Origin of the sequence: Zhongshania aquatica (genome assembly GCF_027257955.1) — a bacterium.
Classification (GTDB): Bacteria; Pseudomonadota; Gammaproteobacteria; order Pseudomonadales; family Spongiibacteraceae; genus Spongiibacter; species Spongiibacter aquatica.
In genome coordinates, this window is record NZ_JANZNQ010000003.1 from 1 (window position 1) to 22,446 (window position 22,446).

The 22,446-nt window shown below is 46.9% G+C and carries 14 protein-coding genes; 8 read left to right on the plus strand and 6 right to left on the minus strand.

Annotation, left to right across the window (positions count from 1 at the left end; translation table 11 throughout):
• Positions 1-1,112: tyrosine-type recombinase/integrase (locus tag O9X78_RS03440; protein ID WP_269618218.1), on the plus strand; the 1,112-nt coding region annotated here is incomplete at its 5' end.
• 43 nt (positions 1,113-1,155) lie between these two features.
• On the opposite strand, the gene O9X78_RS03445 is transcribed toward O9X78_RS03440, so the two are convergent.
• The 4 genes from O9X78_RS03445 to O9X78_RS03460 form a co-directional block, all read right to left on the minus strand.
• A complete protein-coding gene (locus O9X78_RS03445) occupies positions 1,156-4,278 on the minus strand; it encodes an efflux RND transporter permease subunit (protein ID WP_269618219.1) in 3,123 nt (1,040 codons plus the stop codon).
• Between the two features lie 10 nt (positions 4,279-4,288).
• Positions 4,289-5,212, minus strand: coding sequence for an efflux RND transporter periplasmic adaptor subunit (locus O9X78_RS03450; RefSeq protein WP_269618220.1), 924 nt, complete (start codon positions 5,210-5,212; stop codon positions 4,289-4,291).
• Positions 5,213-5,263: 51 nt separating this feature from the next.
• Positions 5,264-6,325 carry a TolC family protein gene (locus O9X78_RS03455; protein ID WP_492220222.1) on the minus strand — a complete coding sequence of 354 codons (1,062 nt, stop codon included), beginning with the start codon at positions 6,323-6,325 and terminating at the stop codon, positions 5,264-5,266.
• Between the two features lie 300 nt (positions 6,326-6,625).
• Positions 6,626-6,964: a hypothetical protein gene (locus O9X78_RS03460; protein ID WP_269618221.1), complete on the minus strand. Its 339-nt coding sequence runs from the start codon at positions 6,962-6,964 to the stop codon at positions 6,626-6,628.
• Between the two features lie 279 nt (positions 6,965-7,243).
• On the opposite strand from O9X78_RS03460, the gene O9X78_RS03465 reads away from it, so the two are divergent.
• From O9X78_RS03465 to O9X78_RS03485, 5 genes are all read left to right on the plus strand, one after another.
• Entirely contained in the window at positions 7,244-8,227 is a 984-nt protein-coding gene (locus O9X78_RS03465; RefSeq protein ID WP_269618222.1) for a sulfotransferase, read from the plus strand.
• 593 nt (positions 8,228-8,820) lie between these two features.
• A complete protein-coding gene (locus O9X78_RS03470; protein ID WP_269618223.1) occupies positions 8,821-12,903 on the plus strand; it encodes an amino acid adenylation domain-containing protein in 4,083 nt (1,360 codons plus the stop codon).
• A 51-nt stretch (positions 12,904-12,954) separates the two neighbouring features.
• Complete coding sequence (locus O9X78_RS03475) at positions 12,955-14,358, plus strand: glycosyltransferase (protein WP_269618224.1); 1,404 nt, start codon at positions 12,955-12,957, stop codon at positions 14,356-14,358.
• Positions 14,359-14,369: 11 nt separating this feature from the next.
• The gene (locus tag O9X78_RS03480) at positions 14,370-15,092 is read left to right on the plus strand and encodes a 4'-phosphopantetheinyl transferase family protein (RefSeq protein WP_269618225.1); all 723 of its coding nucleotides are present in this window, start codon (positions 14,370-14,372) and stop codon (positions 15,090-15,092) included.
• 99 nt (positions 15,093-15,191) lie between these two features.
• Positions 15,192-16,097 (plus strand): cation diffusion facilitator family transporter, encoded by a 906-nt coding sequence (locus O9X78_RS03485; RefSeq protein ID WP_269618226.1) that lies wholly within the window; start codon positions 15,192-15,194, stop codon positions 16,095-16,097.
• A 24-nt stretch (positions 16,098-16,121) separates the two neighbouring features.
• On the opposite strand, the gene modA is transcribed toward O9X78_RS03485, so the two are convergent.
• Complete coding sequence (gene modA, locus O9X78_RS03490; RefSeq protein ID WP_269618227.1) at positions 16,122-16,880, minus strand: molybdate ABC transporter substrate-binding protein; 759 nt, start codon at positions 16,878-16,880, stop codon at positions 16,122-16,124.
• A gap of 27 nt (positions 16,881-16,907) precedes the next feature.
• Positions 16,908-19,202 carry a penicillin acylase family protein gene (locus O9X78_RS03495; protein WP_269618228.1) on the minus strand — a complete coding sequence of 765 codons (2,295 nt, stop codon included), beginning with the start codon at positions 19,200-19,202 and terminating at the stop codon, positions 16,908-16,910.
• Between the two features lie 316 nt (positions 19,203-19,518).
• Between O9X78_RS03495 and O9X78_RS03500 the strand changes: the two genes are divergently transcribed.
• Together O9X78_RS03500 and cueR are read left to right on the plus strand one after the other, a co-directional pair.
• Positions 19,519-21,960: a heavy metal translocating P-type ATPase gene (locus tag O9X78_RS03500; RefSeq protein WP_269618229.1), complete on the plus strand. Its 2,442-nt coding sequence runs from the start codon at positions 19,519-19,521 to the stop codon at positions 21,958-21,960.
• Between the two features lie 58 nt (positions 21,961-22,018).
• Positions 22,019-22,426, plus strand: coding sequence for a Cu(I)-responsive transcriptional regulator (gene cueR / locus O9X78_RS03505; RefSeq protein ID WP_269618230.1), 408 nt, complete (start codon positions 22,019-22,021; stop codon positions 22,424-22,426).
• Positions 22,427-22,446: the final 20 nt, after the last annotated feature.

The window sequence follows — 22,446 nt, forward strand, 5'->3', positions numbered from 1 at the left end:
GTCGCGAGTTCTTAGATTACATTGGGCGCAATAAGTCTGAGCATACTTTCACACGTTTTCGAAATGAAACGGAACGTTTTCTGCTGTGGTTGTATTTGTTCAAATCAAAACCGATGGATCAATTACGAAAAGCTGACATTTTGGAATACGCTGATTTTTGCTGGCAGCCGCCGCCAAGCTGGATTTGTTTGGCCAACTATGAAAAATTTCAACTGAGTAACGGGTACTTTTGCCAAAACCCAGAATGGGCACCTTTTAAGTTAAAACTGGCCAAAAACACGGATCACGGTGATACACAGCCGGATAAGAAAAAATACCGGCCATCGCAGCAAACACTAACAGCAACGTTCACCGCAATAATTTCCTTTTATAAATACTTAATGAATGAAGAGTATTTATACGGCAATCCCGCGCAAATCGCTAAAACCGATTGCCGACACTTCATTAAAGACTCACAAGTTAAAGAAGTTCGACGCCTTACCGAAAGCCAGTGGCAGTATGTCTTTAATGTTGCGGAAGCCCAGGCTGAGGAAGATTATCTCTATGAGCGCAGCCTTTTCGTGATTTGTGCTTTAAAGACCCTATTTCTGCGTATTTCTGAGCTGTCTGAACGACCCAATTGGTCGCCGGTAATGAGCCATTTCTGGGAGGATAGTGACGGAAATTGGTGGTTAAAGGTCTACGGCAAGGGGCGAAAGCTAAGGGACACGACGGTTCCGAATAGCTTTATAGCGTATCTTAAACGCTACCGTGAATTTAGAGGCTTAAGCCCCCTACCATCTTCTGGCGAAAATCAGCCCATTGTCGAAAAAATCCGAGGCCAAGGCGGCATGACGTCACGTCAGCTGACTCGTATCGTGCAAGATATATTCGATTTAGCTTACGAAAAGATGCGCCGCGCAGAAGGCGATGACAAAGCCAGAAAATTAAAAGAAGCGTCAACCCACTGGTTGAGACACACCGGCGCCAGCATGGAAATAGAACGCGGTCGCGCCCTAAAAGATTTATCAGAAGATTTGGGTCACTCAAGTATGGCGACGACAGATACCGTCTACGTACAAACGGAAAATAGAGTGAGAGCGCAAAGCGGCAAGATGCGCAAAGTAAATTAGGGAAGAGCGAGTTATTTACTGCGCCCTTCCCCACAGTATCGCCCTACAATTTGTTCTTCGCGCTAACGCTGTCATTACGATGAAACAAGTAATACAGCACCGGCAATACAAACAAGGTCAACAATGTTGACGATAGAATACCGCCGATAACAACCGTTGCTAGAGATCGCTGTACCTCCGCACCAGTGCCGGTATTTAACGCCATCGGAACAAAACCCAAGCTCGCTACTAGGGCCGTCATTAATACGGGGCGCAATCGCACTAATGCTCCCTCGGTTACGGCAAGCAATAGGTCGCCTTTCTCATGCCACACATCTCTAATAAACGCGAGCATTACCAAGCCGTTTAAAACGGCAACACCAGACAGTGCGATAAAACCAACACCTGCCGAAATAGACATCGGCATATCGCGAATAACAAGTGCGAATACACCCCCAGTTAAGGCAAGCGGGACGCCGCTGAAGATGATGAAAGCGTCTTTTAGTGAGCCAAACGCCATTACCAATAGGCCGATAATTAACGCTAAAGTGAGCGGCACAACAATAGTCAGACGTTGGCTGGCAGACTCTAATTGCTCGAATGTACCACCGTAGTGCAGCCAATAGCCGGCTGGAACATCTACATCTCGGGCGATGTTCTGCTTCACCTCATCGACAAAGCTACCGAGGTCACGACCTCTTACATTGGCTGTTACAACGACACGGCGCTTGCCATTTTCTCTGCTAATTTGTGCTGGCGCAGGTGCAATGTCTATGGTCGCAATTTCAGATAGCGGTACATAGCCTCCTCCACTCAGTGGAACAGGCAAAAATGACAGCCGTTCAATGTCTAGCCGCAAGGTGTTAGGAAGTCGTACAACGATCTCAAAGCGTCTATCGCCTTCATATAATATTCCGGCGCTCTCCCCGCCTATCGCCATCGCGACCCAATCCTGCAGATCCGCTACGCTTAACCCGTAGCGGCTCAATGCGATTCGTTTTGGGACGACAGACAAGGTAGGTAGCCCAGTGACTTGCTCAACACGGGTATCAGCTGCGCCCTCGACCCTGTTAAGGACTAGCAAAATGTCATTGGCTGTAACAAGCAATTGATCCAGGTCATCGCCAAAGACCTTGATACCCAAGTCGGCTCGAACGCCGGAGATTAATTCATTGAATCGCATCTGAATCGGTTGGGTAAACTCATAATTATTGCCCGGCAGCGTTTCTAGAGTCGCTTCCATTTCTTGTAAAAATTGTTGTTTGGTTTTCGAGGGATCTGGCCACTCAGAAAGTGGCTTTAGGATCACGAAGGTATCTGCGACATTTGGCGGCATTGGATCTGTGGCAACTTCTGCGGTTCCGATACGAGAAAAGACTTTTTCTACCTCTGGGAAGGTGTTTATAGTTTTCTCTACAAGCCCCTGCATTTTGACAGCTTGCTCCAAGCCAGTACCTGGAATACGCATAGCATGTAGCGCAATATCACCCTCATTAAGCTGCGGTACAAATTCAGAACCTAATGTTGTCGCGAAATACAGACTGAGCGCTACCAATCCTCCTGCGGCAGCCAAAACTAACCACTTAAATTTCATGGCTACTGCTAGAGTTGGCCTGTACGCGTGCTTCGCGCCGCGCATCAACAGGCCTTCTTTTTCGCTGATATGTCCTTTTAGAAACACCGCCACTGCGGCAGGCACGAGTGTTAAAGACAAAATCATCGCAGAAATTAAGGCCATCACCACGGTTGCCGCCATGGGGTGAAACATTTTCCCTTCAACACCGCTCAGCGAAAATATTGGGATATACACTACGGTAATAATCGCGACACCGAAAAGACTTGGCCGGATAACCTCTGCACTTGCTTCGTAGGCCACATTCAAACGCTCACGCAACGCGAGTTGACCAGATGCCTGAGCTTGCGACAAGCGTCGAATGGCGTTCTCGACGATGATGACAGCGCCGTCAACAATCAATCCAAAATCCAGCGCACCCAAGCTCATTAAGTTTGCAGAGACTCCCGTTTTAACCATGCCTGTAATCGTCATTAGCATAGCCAAGGGAATAATTGCCGCTGTAATTAGCGCCGCTCGTAAATTGCCGAGTAAGAGAAAGAGCACTGCTACAACAAGCAGAGAGCCTTCTAGTAAGTTTTTGCTTACCGTGGCTATGGCTTTGTCTACAAGGGCTGTACGATCGTAGACCGACGTGGCTATCACACCGTGCGGCAACGACACTTGGATAGCCTCTAATTGATCAGCCACGTTTTGCGCGACAGTTCGAGAATTTTCACCAATTAACATCATCGCGGTACCGAGTACAGTTTCAACACCGTCTTGCGTAGCGGCACCGGTGCGCAGCTCTCTGCCAATCGCGATGCTAGCTACATCGCTGAGCTTTACAGGAATAGTATCCCGCTCAGAAATAATCACATCTGCAATATCGTCAATGCCTGCCAAATGGCCCGGTGAGCGCACTAATAGCTGTTGACCATTGCGTTCAATATAGCCGGCGCCGCGACTGTCATTATTGGCTTTTAATGCACTGGTGATATCACTCATTGATACATCAAATTGCAGCAGCTTTTGAATATCTGGCGTGACGTGGTACTGCTTGTTGTAGCCACCAATACTGTTGATCTCAACCACGCCTTTCACTTGCGCCAATTGAGGTTTAATTATCCAGTCTTGTATCTCTCTTAATGCAATTGCATCGTAGGGTAAGCCATTCGCCTGCAGCGCATCGGCCGATGCTTGCACGGTGTACATAAATATCTCACCAAGGCCGGTAGATATAGGTCCCATTTCTGGCACTAATCCGGTCGGCAAACTACTTTTAACAGAATTGAGCGTGTTATTGATCAGGTTTCTGGCGAAATAAATATCCGTGTCTTCATCGAATACAACAGTTACTTGAGACAAGCCATAGCGTGATATTGACCGGGTATAAGCTAACTTTGGTAAGCCGGCGAGCGCCGTTTCTACCGCGTAGGTAATCCGTTGCTCCGTTTCTAACGGTGAGAAGCCCGGCGCTGCGGTATTGATTTGTACCTGTACATTGGTAATGTCTGGCACCGCATCAATTGGTAGCTTTTGATAGCTCCAAATACCAATAGCGACAATTAAAAACGTGCTGCATAAAAACAAAATACGCCGCTCAATGGCGAGGCGTAAAATAGAATCAATCATTTCACGCCCCTTAGTGTTCGTGCTTGGATTCGGATTTTTCGATATCCGCTTTTATCAGGTAGCTATTTACTGATACATATTCTGTATTTGCGGCAGCGCCGGAGAGTACTTCGATAAATTCGCTATCTGCACGACCAAGCTTAAGGGCTGTGAATTGGTAGTCATGACCCTCCTTTATAAATATCCCTATTTTACCATCCATGGTTTGTAGTGCTGATTTCAATACGGCAAGTTCAGCCTCAAATTCATGACTAACAATGTCACCCTGCACCATCAGGCCGGGAAACCAAACGCCTTTGCTGTTATCAATTTTCACTCGAGCAATGCGATATGGCGACGAATTTTCTGCAGGCAGCAAGTGAGATATACGTGCATTCGCCTCTTGCTCGCCAGCGTAGATCTGTACGGACTGGCCAACCGCAACAAGGTAGTTTTGAGCCTGAAAAATACGCATTTCTGCCCACAAGAACTCGGTGCTTAATATAGATAACAGCACCTGGTCTTGGGTCATTTCACCGGCATTGGCATGACGCTGAGTTACAATGCCATTGATGGGAGCGCGAAGTTCATAGCGCTTTAAACTTTCATTTGACTCAACCACGGCGAGCAGATCGCCGACTTCAACCTTGTCGCCAATATTTACTGCCACGGTGCGGATCACCCCTGGGAAGCGTGCGCGAATATGGCTGCTTTGCTCTGGTGCCGTAGTTAGTCTTCCAAAGCTCGTAGTGTTCTGGCGTAATACCTTCGCTCCGACTTGAGACGTCTGAATGCCCACTTTTTTTGCCATATCATCGTCAATTTTACTGATTTGTTCTTCGCCGTGACGATCTGCACTGTGTTGGGAATCTTCACCGTCGTGGTGTTCATTCGCGAAGCAAATTTGCATTGAGATACACGAGATTATAAAAAATAGAATTTTAAAAATGTTCATCGTTTATTCCTGATATTTTTTCAGTGCCGTATCAATGTACTAAGTAATTTGCTATTGATTGATACGTCGCAGTTGATTAAGAGGCTCGGCGATGAGTTGTTCTATCACCGCCTGATTCAGAGATGCGGCCACTGCGTTGTCGATAAGAGCGCGTTTTGCATCAAGCAATTCCTTTTGCGCACTGGACCAGTCTTGGTAGCTGTACCGACCTGCCTCATAGGCCTTCTGAGTTAAATTCAATGCTTTGATCAAGTCAGGAATAATCGTCTCGCGGTATGTTGTTACCGCCTGAGAATGTTGCTGCCACTGGGAGTAGGCTTCAAATAGCTGCACATGCAATTTCAACTTGGCATCTTGGTGCAAAAGCTCGACTTCGTTATGCGCTGCACGCGCCGACCTGAGTGCGCCGGAATTCCGATTTCCGCTGAACAGCGGCAGCGACATGCCAGCGATGAGCGCGGTGTCGCCACTGCCTTCAAAATGACGCACCCCTAGCTGCCAGCTTAAATCTGCCCTTGAATTTGTTTTCGCAAGATCAAGTTCCGCGCGCTTCAAACGTTTTTCACTAGCTAATACTGCAAGCGCAGGCGACGACAGCGCACGTCGGTATAGCTCGTCAAATTCCGCAGCTTGTGCAAAACGATACAGATCGCCTTCTACTTGTTTCCAGCTTGGTGAAGTATCTCCCCAATACGCTGCAAGTTTGATCACGCGTCGTTGGTGCCCCTGTTGTAACGCATTTAGAATTAAATCTGCCTTGGCAAGAGCTGCTGTGGCACGCAGGAGATCACTCTCTGGTGTTGCGCCCTTTGCCGATCGGTGCTTGACAATACTCAGTATCTTTTTAGCGAGATCGCGGTCTTCCCTGGCCAGTGATATTCGTTCTTGAAACTCAATGGTTTCAATATAGCTCGCGGTGAGTTGCCCTAAAATATCTATGGTTGAAACTTGGCGCGCATATTCCAGCTCCTGAATCCGAGCGTCGGCAAGCGCCACTCGAGAGCGACGCTTACCACCTAATTCAATAACAGAAGATAAGGCGAGGGAAATTTCAGCCGTTTGAATTCCCGAAAAATCATGGTTCCCAGCAAAGTTCTCTACCTCTAGGCCCACAATCACACTGGGCTTTAATTGATATGATTCGCGTCGACCAAGGAGTAATTGTTCTTTGAATTCAAACTGATGGAGTTGAGGATGTTGAGCTAAGGTGTTCGCAATAGCTCTATTAAGCGTTAAGGGCTAACGTGAGTTGTCTGCGATAGCCTGTGTTACCAACACGCCAAACAATACGAGACAAGAGGATACAGCGCGGCGCACGCGCCTCCCCCATAAGCTGGAGAAAAACATAGCAAAATATTCCTGCTAGATAAAATCGAATACCGACGTGAATCGGCCGTTTCTTTGTGGCAAGAATTACGCTATGGGAGGACGATATAGTGAGGTGCTTAATTTTGTGGGGGTTTGTGTAACCGAGTTAAATTTAATGGCGGGATTCGCGAAGTTTCCTATATGACTCTGCGAGGCTGGCAACACAGAACTTGTCATACCGTGGCAGTGACAACAATGATGACAATCTAATGAGTCAGTATGTTGTTCGCTGACATCATCAACAGCTTCTAAGGTGTCGAGATGGACACTTACTACTTCATGTTGATCACTGGATTGGTGGAACTGGTGCACATCCGCTACCGCCGCTAGCGATTGCAGCAACATAACGACGGTTAGTAATAAGCGTATAGACGCGCTTCGCACCTGATTCGTAACCTTCAAAAGTTCGTGGGAGTGTTAGTCTAAGGAAAACGTAATAAAGTTCAAGGCATTTAAAATTGTAAAATAAATCGCGCATACAGGAACATTCTTCCTTTATTCACTAGGTCGCTATAAAGCAAAACCTAATTTAGTGATGTCGATTTGCCAAGATCACTCCCAGTATTGTTAACGCTGTCTGGTTTTTACCTAAGGTATTTGCGTACACTGCGCAATGTTTTATACATACCTTTTTTCAACACGTTATTCAAACTGAGTCGTTTCATGAAACACCGTAAAGACGCGCACTTTCCGACAAGTAATGAAGACGCTGCAAAGTTAGATAGCATTTGTCATCTGCCGATTAGACCCATTTTTATAATGGGATTACATCGTTCTGGTACGACATTCCTGTACGACACAGTTGCGAAGTCATTTCCATTAGCGCACTTGAGCTTATACCACTTACTGTACTTTGATCGTCTGCTCACCAATAAAAGCCATGGCACCGAGCAGCGGGATAAGGACCGGCTTAACCGATATTTTGCTGCTAACGGAATTAGCGACAGAAATATAGACGGAACGCACATAGACGCTGATGCCGTTGAGGAATATGGATTTTTACTCAGGAAAAAGTCCGGTACATTTAAACTGAATGAATCAAACACCGATTTATTTGCTTGCTTGTGCCAAAAATTACTAGCAGTACAAGAAGGCAAGAAAGCGGTATTGCTAAAGAACCCCTGGGATACGGGCAATGCCAAAAAAATTCTCAGCTATTTCCCGAATGCACGCTTCATTTACATATCACGCGAACCCATCGCAGTACTTAACAGCATGTTAAACGCCTTGCTTGCGTATTTGGAGGGCCCTCAAGACTATTTAGAAACACTATTGGATAATGGTTCGGGGCGCAGTGGCTACAGAACCGGTTATATCGCTTGGGTCATATTGCGAATCCTACGAAAATTTTTGGGACGGAATATTACCGCACGACTCGCCCGCGGTCTGCTTGCAAAGGACGTTGCACGCCAAGTGGTAATTTACCGCAAGGAAATTACTGGCATGCCCCGCAGTAGTGCGATCGAAATTGACTATAAATCTTTAGTTGCAGATCCCGCTGCAACAATGCGATTACTTGAACCTTTGCTCGACATACCGATCACCGCGACCGGAGAAAATATAGAGGTAAAGCAGCGCTCAAATTTGAACCCCGCTCTACAAAATTACGAAGAGACACTAAGCGGCTTAATTTCAAATATGACTTAATCCCACAAAAAACACCCCCCCCCCTTGTAACTTGCCAGGTAAACATCACTGCAATTTTGTCTATGTAGCGCCATTAGTGCACATGCATTCAATTAGCTCGCCCTATTTTAAGATTGGCTTACCCCACAAAACTTAGAATAATCAACCTAAATCCATGCGCTTGCCGTCATTAACGCCTCTAACATAAAAGCACTACTACACATTAGGCTAAGCGTATTTCCCAAAAGTCATAACTACACACTGAATTAATAGTGTGTCGTAATGCGGAAAATAGAGCGATTTTCATAACATTAAAATCTATTCATGAGCGCTATGTCACAATATAGTAGATGGAGACATACGTATCATGTGCCTACAGCCAACGACATTAAACTAGGTGGGATTTCGGGGCGTGTCAGTGCTGTTATTATTCTTTGCTTATTGCACTCAATTAACAAAGAGATGTTTAAGCAAAAGTACATGCTGATAAAGATATTTAGCTCTCGATGAATGAATCACCGGTTCTTGTCTTACAGAAGTTTAGGTTTGGACTTTCACGTTTATTCTAGTCGACCTGACAAAACGTAAATACACCAACTAGTGAGATTAGTCCCATGACCGAAAGCATTGCCGCAAAATTACGCACTACGGCATTAGCTCTTGCCACCACAAACGGCGGTTATTCCGCCGTAGATACGAAAAACTTCTCACTATTAAAGCATCAACGGCAAACGAATCGGCCTTTAGTGGCTCCCGAGACCAAGTTTTTACCACTCGCTCAATCGCAACGCGGTCTTTGGTTCGGTGAAAAAATAGGACCAAAAGACGCGATCTACAATATTGCCGAATATTGCGAAATTCTGGGCGAGATTCAAGCGGATCTCTTTATTGCCGCACTTAAACAGATCACTTATGAAGCAGAAACCACCCGTGTCGAAATCCACGACACGGAGGACGGTCCAAAGCAAATAATACTCGATATATATAAGGGCGAATTCCCGTTTGTAGACATGAGTGCTGAAATAGATCCGCGCGCAGCAGCCGAAGCATGGATGATGAACGAACTAAATAAACCGGTCGATCTCGCCTGTGATCCGCTCTGGTTTTGCGCGCTTTTTAAAATCAGCAACACATGTTATTTTTGGTATCAGCGCAGTCACCACGTTGTGCTGGACGGCTTTGGCGCGGGTATACTTTCTAGACGCTGTGCCGAAATATACAACGCCTATCTTGAGGGTCGAGATATTGGCCCGAGTCCATTTTTGCCCTTGAGTGTCCAGCATGAGCAAGAAGCGCAATACCGCCAATCGACGCGCTTTGAGCGCGATCGGTCTTATTGGTTAGATCAACTTAAATCCCTACCCGACCCGGTTTCATTGACAAAGCACAATGCCGTCCGCGCAGGTGGTCTACGACGCAGCACCGCGTGCTTTTCAGGTGAGCTAAGCCAACAACTACGCGAACTTGCCGCATCCACCGATGCGAGTCTCCCACAAATACTAATCGCATTATTTGCGGCGTATATTTACCGTATGACTGGCGCGGAAGATTTAGTGTTTGGGATGCCCGTAACCGCGCGAGCGAATCGGGATATGCGTAATATCCCTTCGATGATGGCCAATGCGGTATCTATTAGATTGGCGTTTGACGCTGATGTTAACTTACATAGCTTAGTTGCGCAGGTATCTAAGACCGTTCGACATTCCTTGCGTCATCAACAATTTCGTTACGAAGATCTTCGCCGCGAACTTGGCCTGCTTGGCCAAGGTCAACAAATTTCTTGGGTTGGCGTTAATATAGAGCCATTCGACTACGATTTAAAATTTGGTGGTCACAAGTGCCTTGCCCACAATGTGTCTAATGGTACGGTCGAAGATTTAACCGTATTCATTTACGATCGTGGCGAGGCTCAAGGCTTACGTGTTGATTTTGATGCCAACCCATCGCTCTACACACAGTCGGACTTAGATGCCCACTGTGATCGCTTTGAAGGACTAGTAAACGAAATTTTGGCAGCGCCAAAGACCGCTATAAGTCGCTTAAATCTTCTTTCTTCGGATGAAAAGCAGCAATTATTAGTAGACTGGAATCAAACCAGCCAGCCGTTAACAAGCACGTACCTACCTGCCTTATTCGACCAGCAGGCCGCTAAAACACCAAGTGCCATTGCACTAGTGAGTAATAATCACTCGCTTACATACCAAGCTCTACAACAGCAGGTGGATTTTTTAACTCAAACTCTCCTCGCGAGACAAATTGGTCCCGGCGATATTGTCGCTGTTGCACTGCCCCGTGATGAAAGGATGTCAGCAACTCTGCTGGCCATTATGAAAACCGGTGCTGCGTATTTACCACTAGACCCAATGGCTCCCACCGAACGTTTGGCAATGATTTTGGAAGAAGGTAAGCCCTCTCTCATTGTTTCTACCTCTGCTATTAGTCAGAAACAATTTGCGAACGCCGGAACGATTTTAAATCTCGACACTGTAGACCTCAGAGCGAATTCAGACCTAGCCCTACCGCGTGAGGTTGTAAAAGGTGATACCAGCGCATATGTCATCTATACCTCTGGCTCTACCGGGCGCCCAAAAGGCGTAGAGATTAGTCACGATGGACTATTAAACTTTCTGCTAGCCATGCAGGATGAATTACAGCTTCGCGCGGATGATAAATTATTAGCATTAACCACCGTCGCGTTTGATATTGCAGCACTAGAGCTATATTTACCTCTCATCGTTGGTGCACAGGTAGTCATCGCCAGCCGTGACGTTGCAAAAGACCCTATGGCGCTTGCATCTTTGATTAACAAAGAAAAAATAAGCGTCATGCAGGCGACACCATCCCATTGGCAGGCCCTACTTGCAGACCATGCGGATCAGATACAAAACCTGCGACCACTGGTCGGTGGTGAGGCACTACCCGCCCAACTAGCGCGTAAAATGCGTAAACTCGGCTACCCCATCATTAATTTATATGGTCCGACTGAAACAACAATTTGGTCGACGATAATGCGCTTAGATGGTGACGATCTAGATTCGCCGCCGATCGGTCGTCCCATCCGAAACACTCAAGTTTATGTGTTAGACCAAACAATGCAGCCAGTGCCGCTTGGCGCAATTGGCGAACTTTTCATTGGCGGCGCGGGTGTCGCAAAAGGGTATTTGCATAGACCAGAACTCACCGCTGAACGATTCGTCTCCAACCCCTTTGGCGATGGTCGTCTATATAAAACTGGCGACTTAGCGCGCTGGCGTGCTGACGGTGTTCTCGAATATCTAGGACGCAATGATTTTCAAATTAAAATTCGTGGATTCCGGGTTGAAGCGGAAGACGTTGAAGCAAACATTCAGCGCTGCGAAGGCGTTAAGCAAGCTGTAGTTACACTTCGTGAAGATCCACGCGGAGAGAAAAAACTGGTTGCCTATATTTTACCTTTCACTACTGACGATGGAAGCGCAGTTACTATAGATACGTCCATACTTCGTAAACGGTTAGAAAAAACACTGCCGGATTATATGATCCCGTCAGTCTTTACGTGTATTGAAGAACTACCTACTAATGTTAATGGTAAATTAGATCGCAAAGCCTTACCCTCGCCAATCTGGCAGATTACGCACGAGTACATCGCGCCAAGAACACCTCTAGAATCTCAGCTTGCAGAGTTGTGGTGTGAGGTATTTGAGGTGGAACGTGTTGGCATACACGATAGCTTTTTTGATTTAGGCGGTGATTCACTTACTGCGGCAAGAATGGTCGCTCGCTTACGTGAGCTATTAAAGCGGGACATTCCACTCGCCGCCATTTTCGAAGCGAGTACGATCGCTGAACTTTGTGAGCAGTTAGAGAACCAGCAAACCGTAGACCCACTTGGAATGATATTGCCGCTAAAGTCTACTGGCACATCCTCTCCCCTTTTCTGTATTCATCCCGTCATTGGCTTGAGCTGGGCGTACACAGGCTTGGCTAGATATATAGGCAGCGAGCAAAATCTGTATGGCGTACAGGCACGAGGACTTAGCCTAGACTATATCAACAATGACACAGCGAGCTTGCCGCAAAGCATTGGAGAGATGGCAAGCGAGTACATTGATCATATTCGCCGTGTGCAGCCCGCAGGGCCGTACAAGCTTTTAGGCTGGTCGCTAGGTGGTTTGTTAGCCCATGAGATTGCTCGACGATTAGAAGCCGACGGAGAGAAAATTAGTAACCTTACCATCTTAGACGCTTACCCCTATGTTCAAGGTGAGGATAAGGTTTCAGACGAAGTCCAATTGGTACGAAGTGCACTTACCTTCATGGGTTTACCTTCTGAATCGCTGCCATACGGTTCAGAAAATATGGCGGAGCTAACGTCCCTCCTCTGCCGAGAGTACGACATTTACAATCTCCCCTTTGTCAAAGAAATGCAGCAAAGCAATAGCAATATAATCGAAGGAGTCCGTCAAATTATCGAAAATAATTTAGCGATTTCCCGTGCCTTCGTACCCGGGAGAGTATCTGCGGACATGTTATTTATTGGCGCATCACAAACCGCAAAAACAAATATGGGCGATGTGCTGCACAATAATGCAACTATCTGGGAAAACCATGTTGGTGCTCTAAAAGTACATAGTGTGGATTGTCATCATCAACAAATGTTCGACGCTGAGCCGTTGGCATCCATTGGGCCGCTAATAGCTGAATCCCTAAATGTATAAGACATCCGCTAAACAAAGTATAGGCATCAAAAAAAGGCACCTTGGCTAACAATGAATATCACTATATTCAGCATCGGAACCCAAGGAGATGTTCGGCCTTTTATCGCTTTGGGGCTAGGACTGCAAAGTGCGGGTCACAGGGTACGCATAGCAAGTGGCATGACCTGTGAAAATTTAGTGTTGAGTCACGGATTGGAATACGCTCCGCTGACCGCAGACTTTCTTGAGGTTATGGCTAAAGATCCGCGAGCCATTCAGCGTGGACTGAACCCTGTGGCCTTGATGAGCACAGCGCGTCGGCACCTAAAAGAAATGTCTGCACATTGGGCGGAAGAAGGGCTAGCAGCGGCACAGGGAGCTGATCTTCTGCTGGGGAATGGCATGATGGCCGTACTGGCGAATTCGCTGGGTGAGGCACTCAATATCCCCATGGTGGAAACTCATTTACAACCGGTGACCCCCTGCCCTGATATTCCACCGATGATGTTGACGCCACCCGACAGGCCACGAAATGGCAAAATAAATGAGATGCTATACCACGTTTTACGTGCTGTGACATGGCGAATGCTCAGCGCTGCATACAGCCCTGTGCGCAAGTCGTTAAATCTAAATTCGTTGCCGTGGTATGGTCCCTACTACCGTCAGAAAAAAGAAGACCGTCGTATTCTCTACGGCTACAGCCCTGCACTGTTACCGCCTTCGCCCAGTTGGCCCACAGGAGTTCAAGTTACAGGAAACTGGTTTCTTACCGGTGAATCTCAGTGGCAGCCTAGCGCTGAACTTGAGCATTTTCTTGCAAGCGGAGAAGAGCCAATCTATATCGGTTTTGGAAGTATGCTGAGCGACGACACGGATAACCTCAGCGCGATAATTTACGAAGTCTTAGCTCAATGTGGTCGTAGAGCGATTATTGCAACCGGTTGGGGTGGACTTGCCAAGCAGGAACAGGAACAGGAACAGAAGAATGTCTTAGTCATTGATGCCGCTCCCCACGATTGGCTTTTCCCAAGAGTCGCACTGGCGGTGCATCATGGTGGCGCCGGAACAACTGCTGCGACAATACTTGCCGGCATCCCGTCGGTTGTTGTGCCCTTCTTTGGTGACCAACCATTCTGGGCTTGGCGGCTAGCTCAAAATGGCGTAGCACCTAAAGCAATTAGGCGTGATAGCTTGACTGCTGATAAATTAGTCGCGGCGATAGCGGAAGCAAGTTCGGAAAATATGCAGGTCGCTGCCAAGTCACTAGCGGCTAAAGTGGCAAAGGAAGATGGCGTTAAAACGGCGATTTCATTGCTTGTGCAATGGGGACTAATCGATAAGGGCAATTCTCCTATTGATACGAATGCGGCATCCTGTGGAGATGAGTTATCCATTCAAAAATCATGCGAAACACAATCTACTGAGCACCCTGATTTCGGTGCGTCCCGGCCTGAACCTTCCCCCAGAACTGTATAGGGATAGTCGCGATGAATCCTGCGTCGGCGTCATTGGAGTTTGTCGCTAAAACGGACTGTCTCACTCTCGCTGGTTTTAAGGGGGTGTGCTTATTCACCCATTTCAATCCCCTACATTACAGCGATGAGTTATTTGCTGTCTACGGCGTGCAATTTCCCTCGGCCCTAAACAGTGCTAACAGTAAAAGGAAAGCTGCATTTTTAGCTGGACGGATTTCGGCTAACCTCGCATTTTTGAAGTTAGGATTAACACCTCAAACTGTGGGAATAGGTACCCATCGAAAACCTTTATGGCCGAAATCAGCTATAGGATCTATTAGTCATCACAGCAACACCGGATATTGCATGTTGATGCATCGGCCGGTTAACTTATCGCTCCAAACTGCCGTGGGGATTGATGTTGAGTCGGTGCTACCAGCGAATGAATGTCAATTACTCGCGCCCAGCGTGATATCTATACCAGAAACACAATTGCTATTAGAAAACTATCACGGACTGGATCGCGCACTAACCCTTGCATTCTCAGCTAAAGAGGCTGTATTCAAGGCGATCTACCCCGCTGTCGGTCAGTATTTCGATTTTTTAGATGTTCGTATATCAACAGTCTCTATTGAGACGGCAACATTAGAGATAACATTAGTGAAAGACCTTTCTCCAGAATTCCTCAAGGGCCATGTCTTTAAAGCACACTACCAACTTGACGACAAAAAGGTGATTAGTTGGGTGCTTCCATAATAATGACGATTCGATTCTCATCGTCATAGCCCCCTTTTAAAATTGTGTTAAACGCCTTACTCTCTCGTGCAGCGATACAACGATCGAATAGGTTAATACATGCACGACCATCACCACCATCACACCGCTTCTGAACGCATCGGCTGGGCCTTTGCCCTAAATTTCTGCTTTACGATTATCGAATTCATCGGCGGCTGGTTAACAAATAGTACGGCCATTATGGCCGATGCGGTGCACGATCTCGGTGACTGCCTGGCAATTGGTATGGCGTGGTGGTTGAACAAGCTTGGCGCCAAAGAAGCCAATAGCCGTTTTAGTTACGGCTTTAGTCGCTTTTCGTTATTAGGCGCGTTAATCAACGGTGTGATTCTTGTATTGGGTTCTTTATGGGTTCTCAGTGAAGCTATCCCCCGGCTTTTAAACCCTCAAATGCCGGATGCGCAAGGAATGCTGGGCTTAGCTGTATTGGGTATTGCCGTAAATGGCTATGCGGCATATAAACTAAACGATGGCAAAACTCTGAATGAGCGGATGCTAAACTGGCATTTACTCGAGGATGTTTTGGGTTGGGTGGCGATCTTCATCGTATCCATTGTGTTGATGTTTGTGGAATTACCGATTCTTGATCCGGTTTTATCGATTGGCTTCACACTGTTTATATTATTTAACGTCGCTAAAAACCTGACCGAAACCCTGCGCTTATTTTTACAGGCAACCCCCGATCACGAATTGCGCGAGCAGATCTTAGAAAATTTAGCTGCGCTAGATCACGTTAGCGATATACATCACCTACACCTTTGGTCTCTGGATGGCGAACAACATGTTTTAACGGCGCACCTGCTGTTAAAACAACATTATGAGCAAACCGAGCTACTCCGTTTAAAAGTATTAATTGCTAGCGCGATGAAAGGTTTTCCACTTAGTCACACCACGATCGAGTTTGAATTCCCCGATGAATCTTGTCGCGACGATGCGGCGAATGAACTAGCCCACCATCATCACTAAAGGCGGCGCACCATTTATAATGCGCTACTCGACAACCCCATAGCCGAAAGAGCGGATAATGGTCTTGGCCTTATCCGATATTAAAAAGGCCATAAATTCTTTTGCGGCGGCACTATCTTTCGCTGTTTTTAGCAGCACGGCATCTTGCTTGATCGCACGGTAAAGTTCGGGGGGGACAATCCACGCCGAGCCGCTTTTTAACTGACCATTATCCATTATTTGTGACAGCGCAACGAAGCCAAGATCTGCATTACCCGTGCTAACAAATTGGTAAGTTTGGGCAATATTTTCGCCCTTCACCCAAGACCTGCGCGTTGACTCTTCTATTGATAAATATCGTAAAACGTCGAGCGCGGCGGCGCCGTAAGGAGCTAGTAAGGGGTTAGCCAAGGCTAGCTTATCAAATGATCCTGAACGTAAAATCTCGCCATTCCCATCTACTAACCCTGACTTAGATGACCAAAGTGCTAGAGCACCTACTGCGTAGGTAACGCGGTTTTCAGGAGCGACAAAGCCCGCCGTTATTAAGGCTTCAGGTTTTGTTTGGTCAGCAGACAAAAAAACCTGAAATGGCGCGCCGTGGATTATTTGCGCGTAGAACTTACCCGAAGAGCCATAGGATACATTGAGATTATGTCCGGACTCCTTTTCAAATTCAGCACCAAGCTGCCGCATTGTTGCAGTGAAGTTAGATGCAACGGCAACAGAAAGTTGTTCTCCTCTGCTTACGCTCGCGACAAAAAAAACGCATATCGCAACCAGCGTGTGGCGGTAAGAATACATCTTTATTTTATATCCACCTTGTCAATTTTAATTATTACTCGGCCTCACTGTCACACAGAGTGTAAACGTTTTTTCAACTGTCGCTATGTTTATAGGTATCTGAATCATGTCCTGCGCATTCCATAAGGTGACTTGGTCTATGAACGCATCAGAACCGGGAAGCCCATCTTGACCTCCAAGCATCGCGAACCAATTTGAATCGGTATCGCCAAGGTCAAAGAAATATCGTGCGGTGGAACTCATGCCTACGTAATGCTTACCTTTTGCAAAGCCGTGAGCGGATTTCATTAGGGTTTCATTCGCACCGGCGACCGCAGATTCACCATAGCGCCAGCGCTTGCCTAATACGGGCAAAGCCGCAAGTGGGTGATTCATGCGTAGGCGATGGACAGCACCCCAAGTACCGTATTTTTGCAGTGCGACCTTACACTTCGAAAGTGCCTCATTTAATGCTTCTGCCAATACTGGAGCCGGGACATGTTGTATGTCTGCCATGAGTAAACTCCGTGGGTCCCAGCTCACGGTCATCACATCCATATCTTCTTTACCGTGTAGTGCTAGCGCAAAATGGTAAAGCAGAAATTCAAATACCAATGCGCCAGCGCTATCAGTTGTATATTCGCCGTTCCAGTTGGCCAAACACTCATACACGTGAGTATTCTTTATTTTGATGAACGGTAGTATTGCGTTTCTTAACTCGACCCCGGTATCGCTCTTAACATCCGTCATTAATGCCCTCAGCAGGGAACTGTCGATATTTGTAGCTTCGCTAAGAACTGATTTCAGTCGCTCTACCCTGTCGTCCGGAGAAAAAAAGCAGCTGATTAATACATCAGAGTCTACGTCTGGCTTATTATTCGAGGAGGCCACAAAACCTATGTCTGGGTTATGTATTGTCGGCAGCGCGCGTGTATCTATCATATGATTCCAATACTGATGTTCTGACACATCGAGAACCACATCGCTAGGCCTTTCGCTTGGTCGCTTAGGCAGTCGCGCAGCCATCAGTTGACCAATATTACCTGAGGTGTCGGCGTAAACCATATTTTGACCAGCAACAGCAAAGTCCTTTAAGGCTGTTTGAAACTCACCAAAAGTGCGTGATCTCGCCACACCCAACATCGCGGTGATTTCATCGCTTACCTGATGTCCAACCCATCGAAATGCAAACTTGACGTCATTTGATTTGGTATTGGAAGAATTGGCAGTGGGCGACGTTGGATTTGAAAACATCGGCGCGTCGGTAAGTAAGGGGCCGTAGTCTGAATCTCGTAAGGTGACTGTTTTGTTGCCTCCCCATCGAGTTTTAATCGTTTCTGTACGGGTTTTAAAACTACTTGAAGCTTGATGGGAAACATCGAATAGATCACTAGATGCGGCGTGCATTGACGACCCACCCCATGCTATATCGCCACTCCTGCCAACCATAACTGCAGGTAAGCCAGGCAACATATATCCCACGGCTTTTAATGTTGGACAATACAGGCCACCAAGTATCCAAAAGTTCGGTAGCACCATTGGCAAGTGTGGATCACCACTAAGCAAGGCATTTCCCGCTGCGGTCTTCTCTGCGGCGATTGCGACAGCATTAGACCCGCCGGGCTTGCCAAACAAACCGCTTAACCACTCCAAAGCATCATCGCTTGATAGATCATTATGCTTAGGGACTGGCGGGCCGCCACCGAATTTCATCAAGTGTCGCCAGACGGCAAACCAATCTTTACGTTTTCTTAAGGGTAAAAGTTTAGGCCACATTCCCCATGTAAAATCAGCGCAATTCAGCCTAGCCAATGTGAGCAGGTCTTCAACTGCCCAGCGGGTTGGTTGAACATTGAGTATTTGGAATTCTTCAGGCCAGAGCGACTTGTTGTCACTTATGTTTTCTACCACATAGTTAATGCCTGCCGCGTATGATTGCATCCACTTTTGAGTGCTTTCTGGCATTGCTGCGTAGCTTGCCTTGCTGACTTTGCCTAAATCGAGAACACGCAACGTATGATCTATGTCGTTAGCTATTGGGCCAAGTAACTCTGACAATCGTCCTTGGCTAACGTACTTAAGAAACTCAATTTGGCCAAGCCGTAAATGAGCGTGGCTAATACCGAGGCCAACCGCGAGATCACTTTCATTTTCAGCGTGTATAAAAGGTATGAGATTATCATTCCAGTGGATCTTAATACTATCTATGAGAGGCGCGTTGTCTAACGGAAGTGCATCAACGCGTTGTTTAATCGAAAAATTCTGGCGTGGGGTTTGGATATGACCGATAGTCAGGCGCAGCAATAATGCAATAATTCCTGGTACGTCCTTGAATTGAGGCATTCAATAATCCGAAGTGTGAGTCTTTAATCCACCACTGTAAACAGCGTGATTAGCTCGGTAAAGCAAACCATAAGATAAATGTGACCCACTATAAATTAATTTCTGTATTCCTTTTATTTGGTCACATAACCCCGTATGCGAAGACTGATATTTAGGGGGATAGGTCGCACTCACCAAATACATCAAAATCGAAATCAGAGGTCACATTCAAGCTCTCCGTGACAAAAAGAACAATACATATTTAGTACTTGACCCTCCCATGATGGGAGGCATTAACCTCAGTGGCGTAGGGTCAAAGTTGTGTAAGGAGCACGGCATGTCAGCACAAATCAACGAACTGAAGGAAATAGAACTTCCGATCATGGGCATGAGCTGCGCCTCATGCGCCGGACGTGCCGAAAAATCGCTTAAAGCCTTAGATGGTGTTGATTCGGTGCAGGTAAATCTGGCGACAGAGTCTGCGTATGTCGCGCTGGATAAGGAAGTATCACTGGAAACACTATGCTCCGCCATAAAACACGCGGGCTACTCAGTAGCGACCGAAGAGTTTCAAATTCTAATTACTGGTATGAGCTGCGCCTCATGCGTCGGCCGCGTGGAAAAATCGATTTATACAATCCCAGAGGTAATTGAAGTCAATGTGAACTTGGCTACTGAATCCGCTTACGTAAAGGTATTAAAGGGCCGAGTGACTAATTCTGACATTATTTCCGCCATCAAAAATGCGGGCTACGCAGCAACCACACCCGGTGAGGAATTAAATCCAGAAGGTTCCGATACACCAAGCAAACAGAATACAAATTCAAACACTCAGCACAGCAAAGAAAGTCGCCATTTATTCATTGCAGCTTGCTTATCAGCGCCCCTAGTACTGGGGATGCTAGCAAGTAGCATCGGTCTCAATGCTATGCCGCCACCTTGGCTGCAATTTCTGATTGCCACGCCAATTCAGTTTTGGCTAGGTGCCCGTTTTTATCGTGCAGCATGGTATGCCCTTAAAGCGCGTACTGGAAATATGGATTTACTAGTCGCCATTGGTACGAGCGCAAGCTACGGTCTGAGTGTATTCGAATTACTCAAACAGTATGTCATTCAACCCAGTCATACCATGGGGCACTACTATTTTGAAGCATCCGCCGTTGTCATCACTCTAATACTCCTCGGTAAGTGGTTAGAGCGGCGCGCTAAACAGCAAACCACCGAAGCAATAAAGGCATTGCAATCCTTGCGTCCGAACACCGCGAGACTCCGCAAGAACAATGTGGATACTGTAACCCCAATAGAGCATATACGCAGCGGTGATATTGTCGTGGTAAAGCCCGGAGAACGAGTTCCTGTTGATGGTTCGATTATTGAAGGAAGTGGCTATCTCGACGAATCGATGATTACCGGCGAGAGCATGCCGGTGCATAAATCCGTAGGCGACTCTCTCACCGGCGGAGTTATCAATACTGATGCATTGCTTCTCATTAAGACCACTGCGGTGGGCGCAGAAACAACTCTCGCACGTATTATTCGCTTAGTGGAAAGTGCGCAAGCAGCGAAAGCACCAATTCAAAGCCTTGTAGATAAAGTCAGCATGATTTTTGTGCCGGTGGTTATTGCAATCGCTATCGCGACTTTAGTGGCTTGGTTTTTGTATAACGGCGATATTCAAAGTGCCATTATCAATGCCGTGGCGGTATTAGTCATCGCCTGCCCCTGCGCGTTGGGATTAGCGACACCCGCAGCAATTATGACCGGGACAGGTGTTGCCGCCCGGCACGGCATTCTAATCAAAGACGCACAAGCATTGGAGTATGCTCATAACATCAATACCGTGGTCTTCGATAAAACTGGCACGCTGACCGTCGGCAAGCCAAGCTTACGGGAGTATGTTGCCTGCGATGGCGATACAGACAAACTAATGAGCGTTTCTGCCTCTCTCCAAAAAGGTAGTGATCACCCACTGGCCCAGGCGATTCTGAACGAGGCTGCCGACAAAACGTTTTCTATTGCCTCTGCAAAGGAATCGAAGGCCCTTGCCGGACGTGGAGTGTCGGCAACTGTAAACGGTAAGTTTTTTTTACTCGGCAATACTCGCCTAATGCAAGAATACAAGGTGTCTTTGACAGGCTTAGAGTCCAAAGCCAAAGAATTGGAGAACGAAGGCAATACTATATCGTGGCTTGCTGAAGCGGGCGACACACCCAGCTTGATCGGTTTGCTTGCATTCGGCGATGAAATAAAGCCCTCTGCGAAGTTAGCGATTGAGCGCCTTAGTAATAAGGGTATAAAAACGGTGATGATCACCGGTGATAATGAAGGTAGCGCCCGCGCGGTTGCCGCTAAATTAGGCTTGCACGACTATATTGCCAACGTTCTTCCCGAGGGCAAAGCCGACGCCATTCGGGAGCTACGTAACGCTAACAATATTGTTGCTATGGTGGGCGACGGTATCAATGATGCCCCCGCCTTAGCTGCGGCTGATGTTGGCATTGCCATGGCGACCGGTACTGATGTTGCCATGCATACTGCGGGAATCACGCTAATGCGTGGCGATCCAGCGCTCATTGCAGATGCCATAGATATTTCCAAACGAAGTTATCAAAAAATTCGCCAAAACTTATTTTGGGCTTTTATCTATAACTTCCTCGGAATACCTTTAGCCGCGAGTGGATTGCTCAGCCCGGTTATCGCGGGCGCGGCAATGGCATTTAGTAGCGTGAGTGTTATTAGTAATGCGCTATTATTGAAACGTTGGAAACCAAAGGCTTGAGCCAAGTCAAATACAGATTAGCGCAGATGGAAAAAGATATTTACGAGGTAGCACGAGTATGAATATTGGCGAGGCAGCTAAGGCCAGTGGAATATCTGTAAAGATGATTCGCCATTACGAATCACTTGGTCTAATAAAAGAGGCCGAGCGCACCACAGCCGGGTATCGTCTTTATTCCGAAAGTGATATTCACAGCCTGAGTTTTATTAAAAGCGCGCGATCACTGGGATTTTCTTTGGCCCAAATAGAGCAGTTGTTGTCACTTTGGGCAGATCGAGACAGAGCAAGTGCCGACGTCAAGGCCCTAGCAACAGAACATATCGAAGAGTTAAATATTAAAATACGCGAACTAACTGCAATGCGTGATTTACTAGCCGACTTAGCGTCAACTTGTCACGGTGATAATCGCGCTGAGTGCCCTATTCTCTCGGGCTTGGAACGCGACCACAGTACAGTGGATATGTAAGCTAAATTTTAATGAAAACG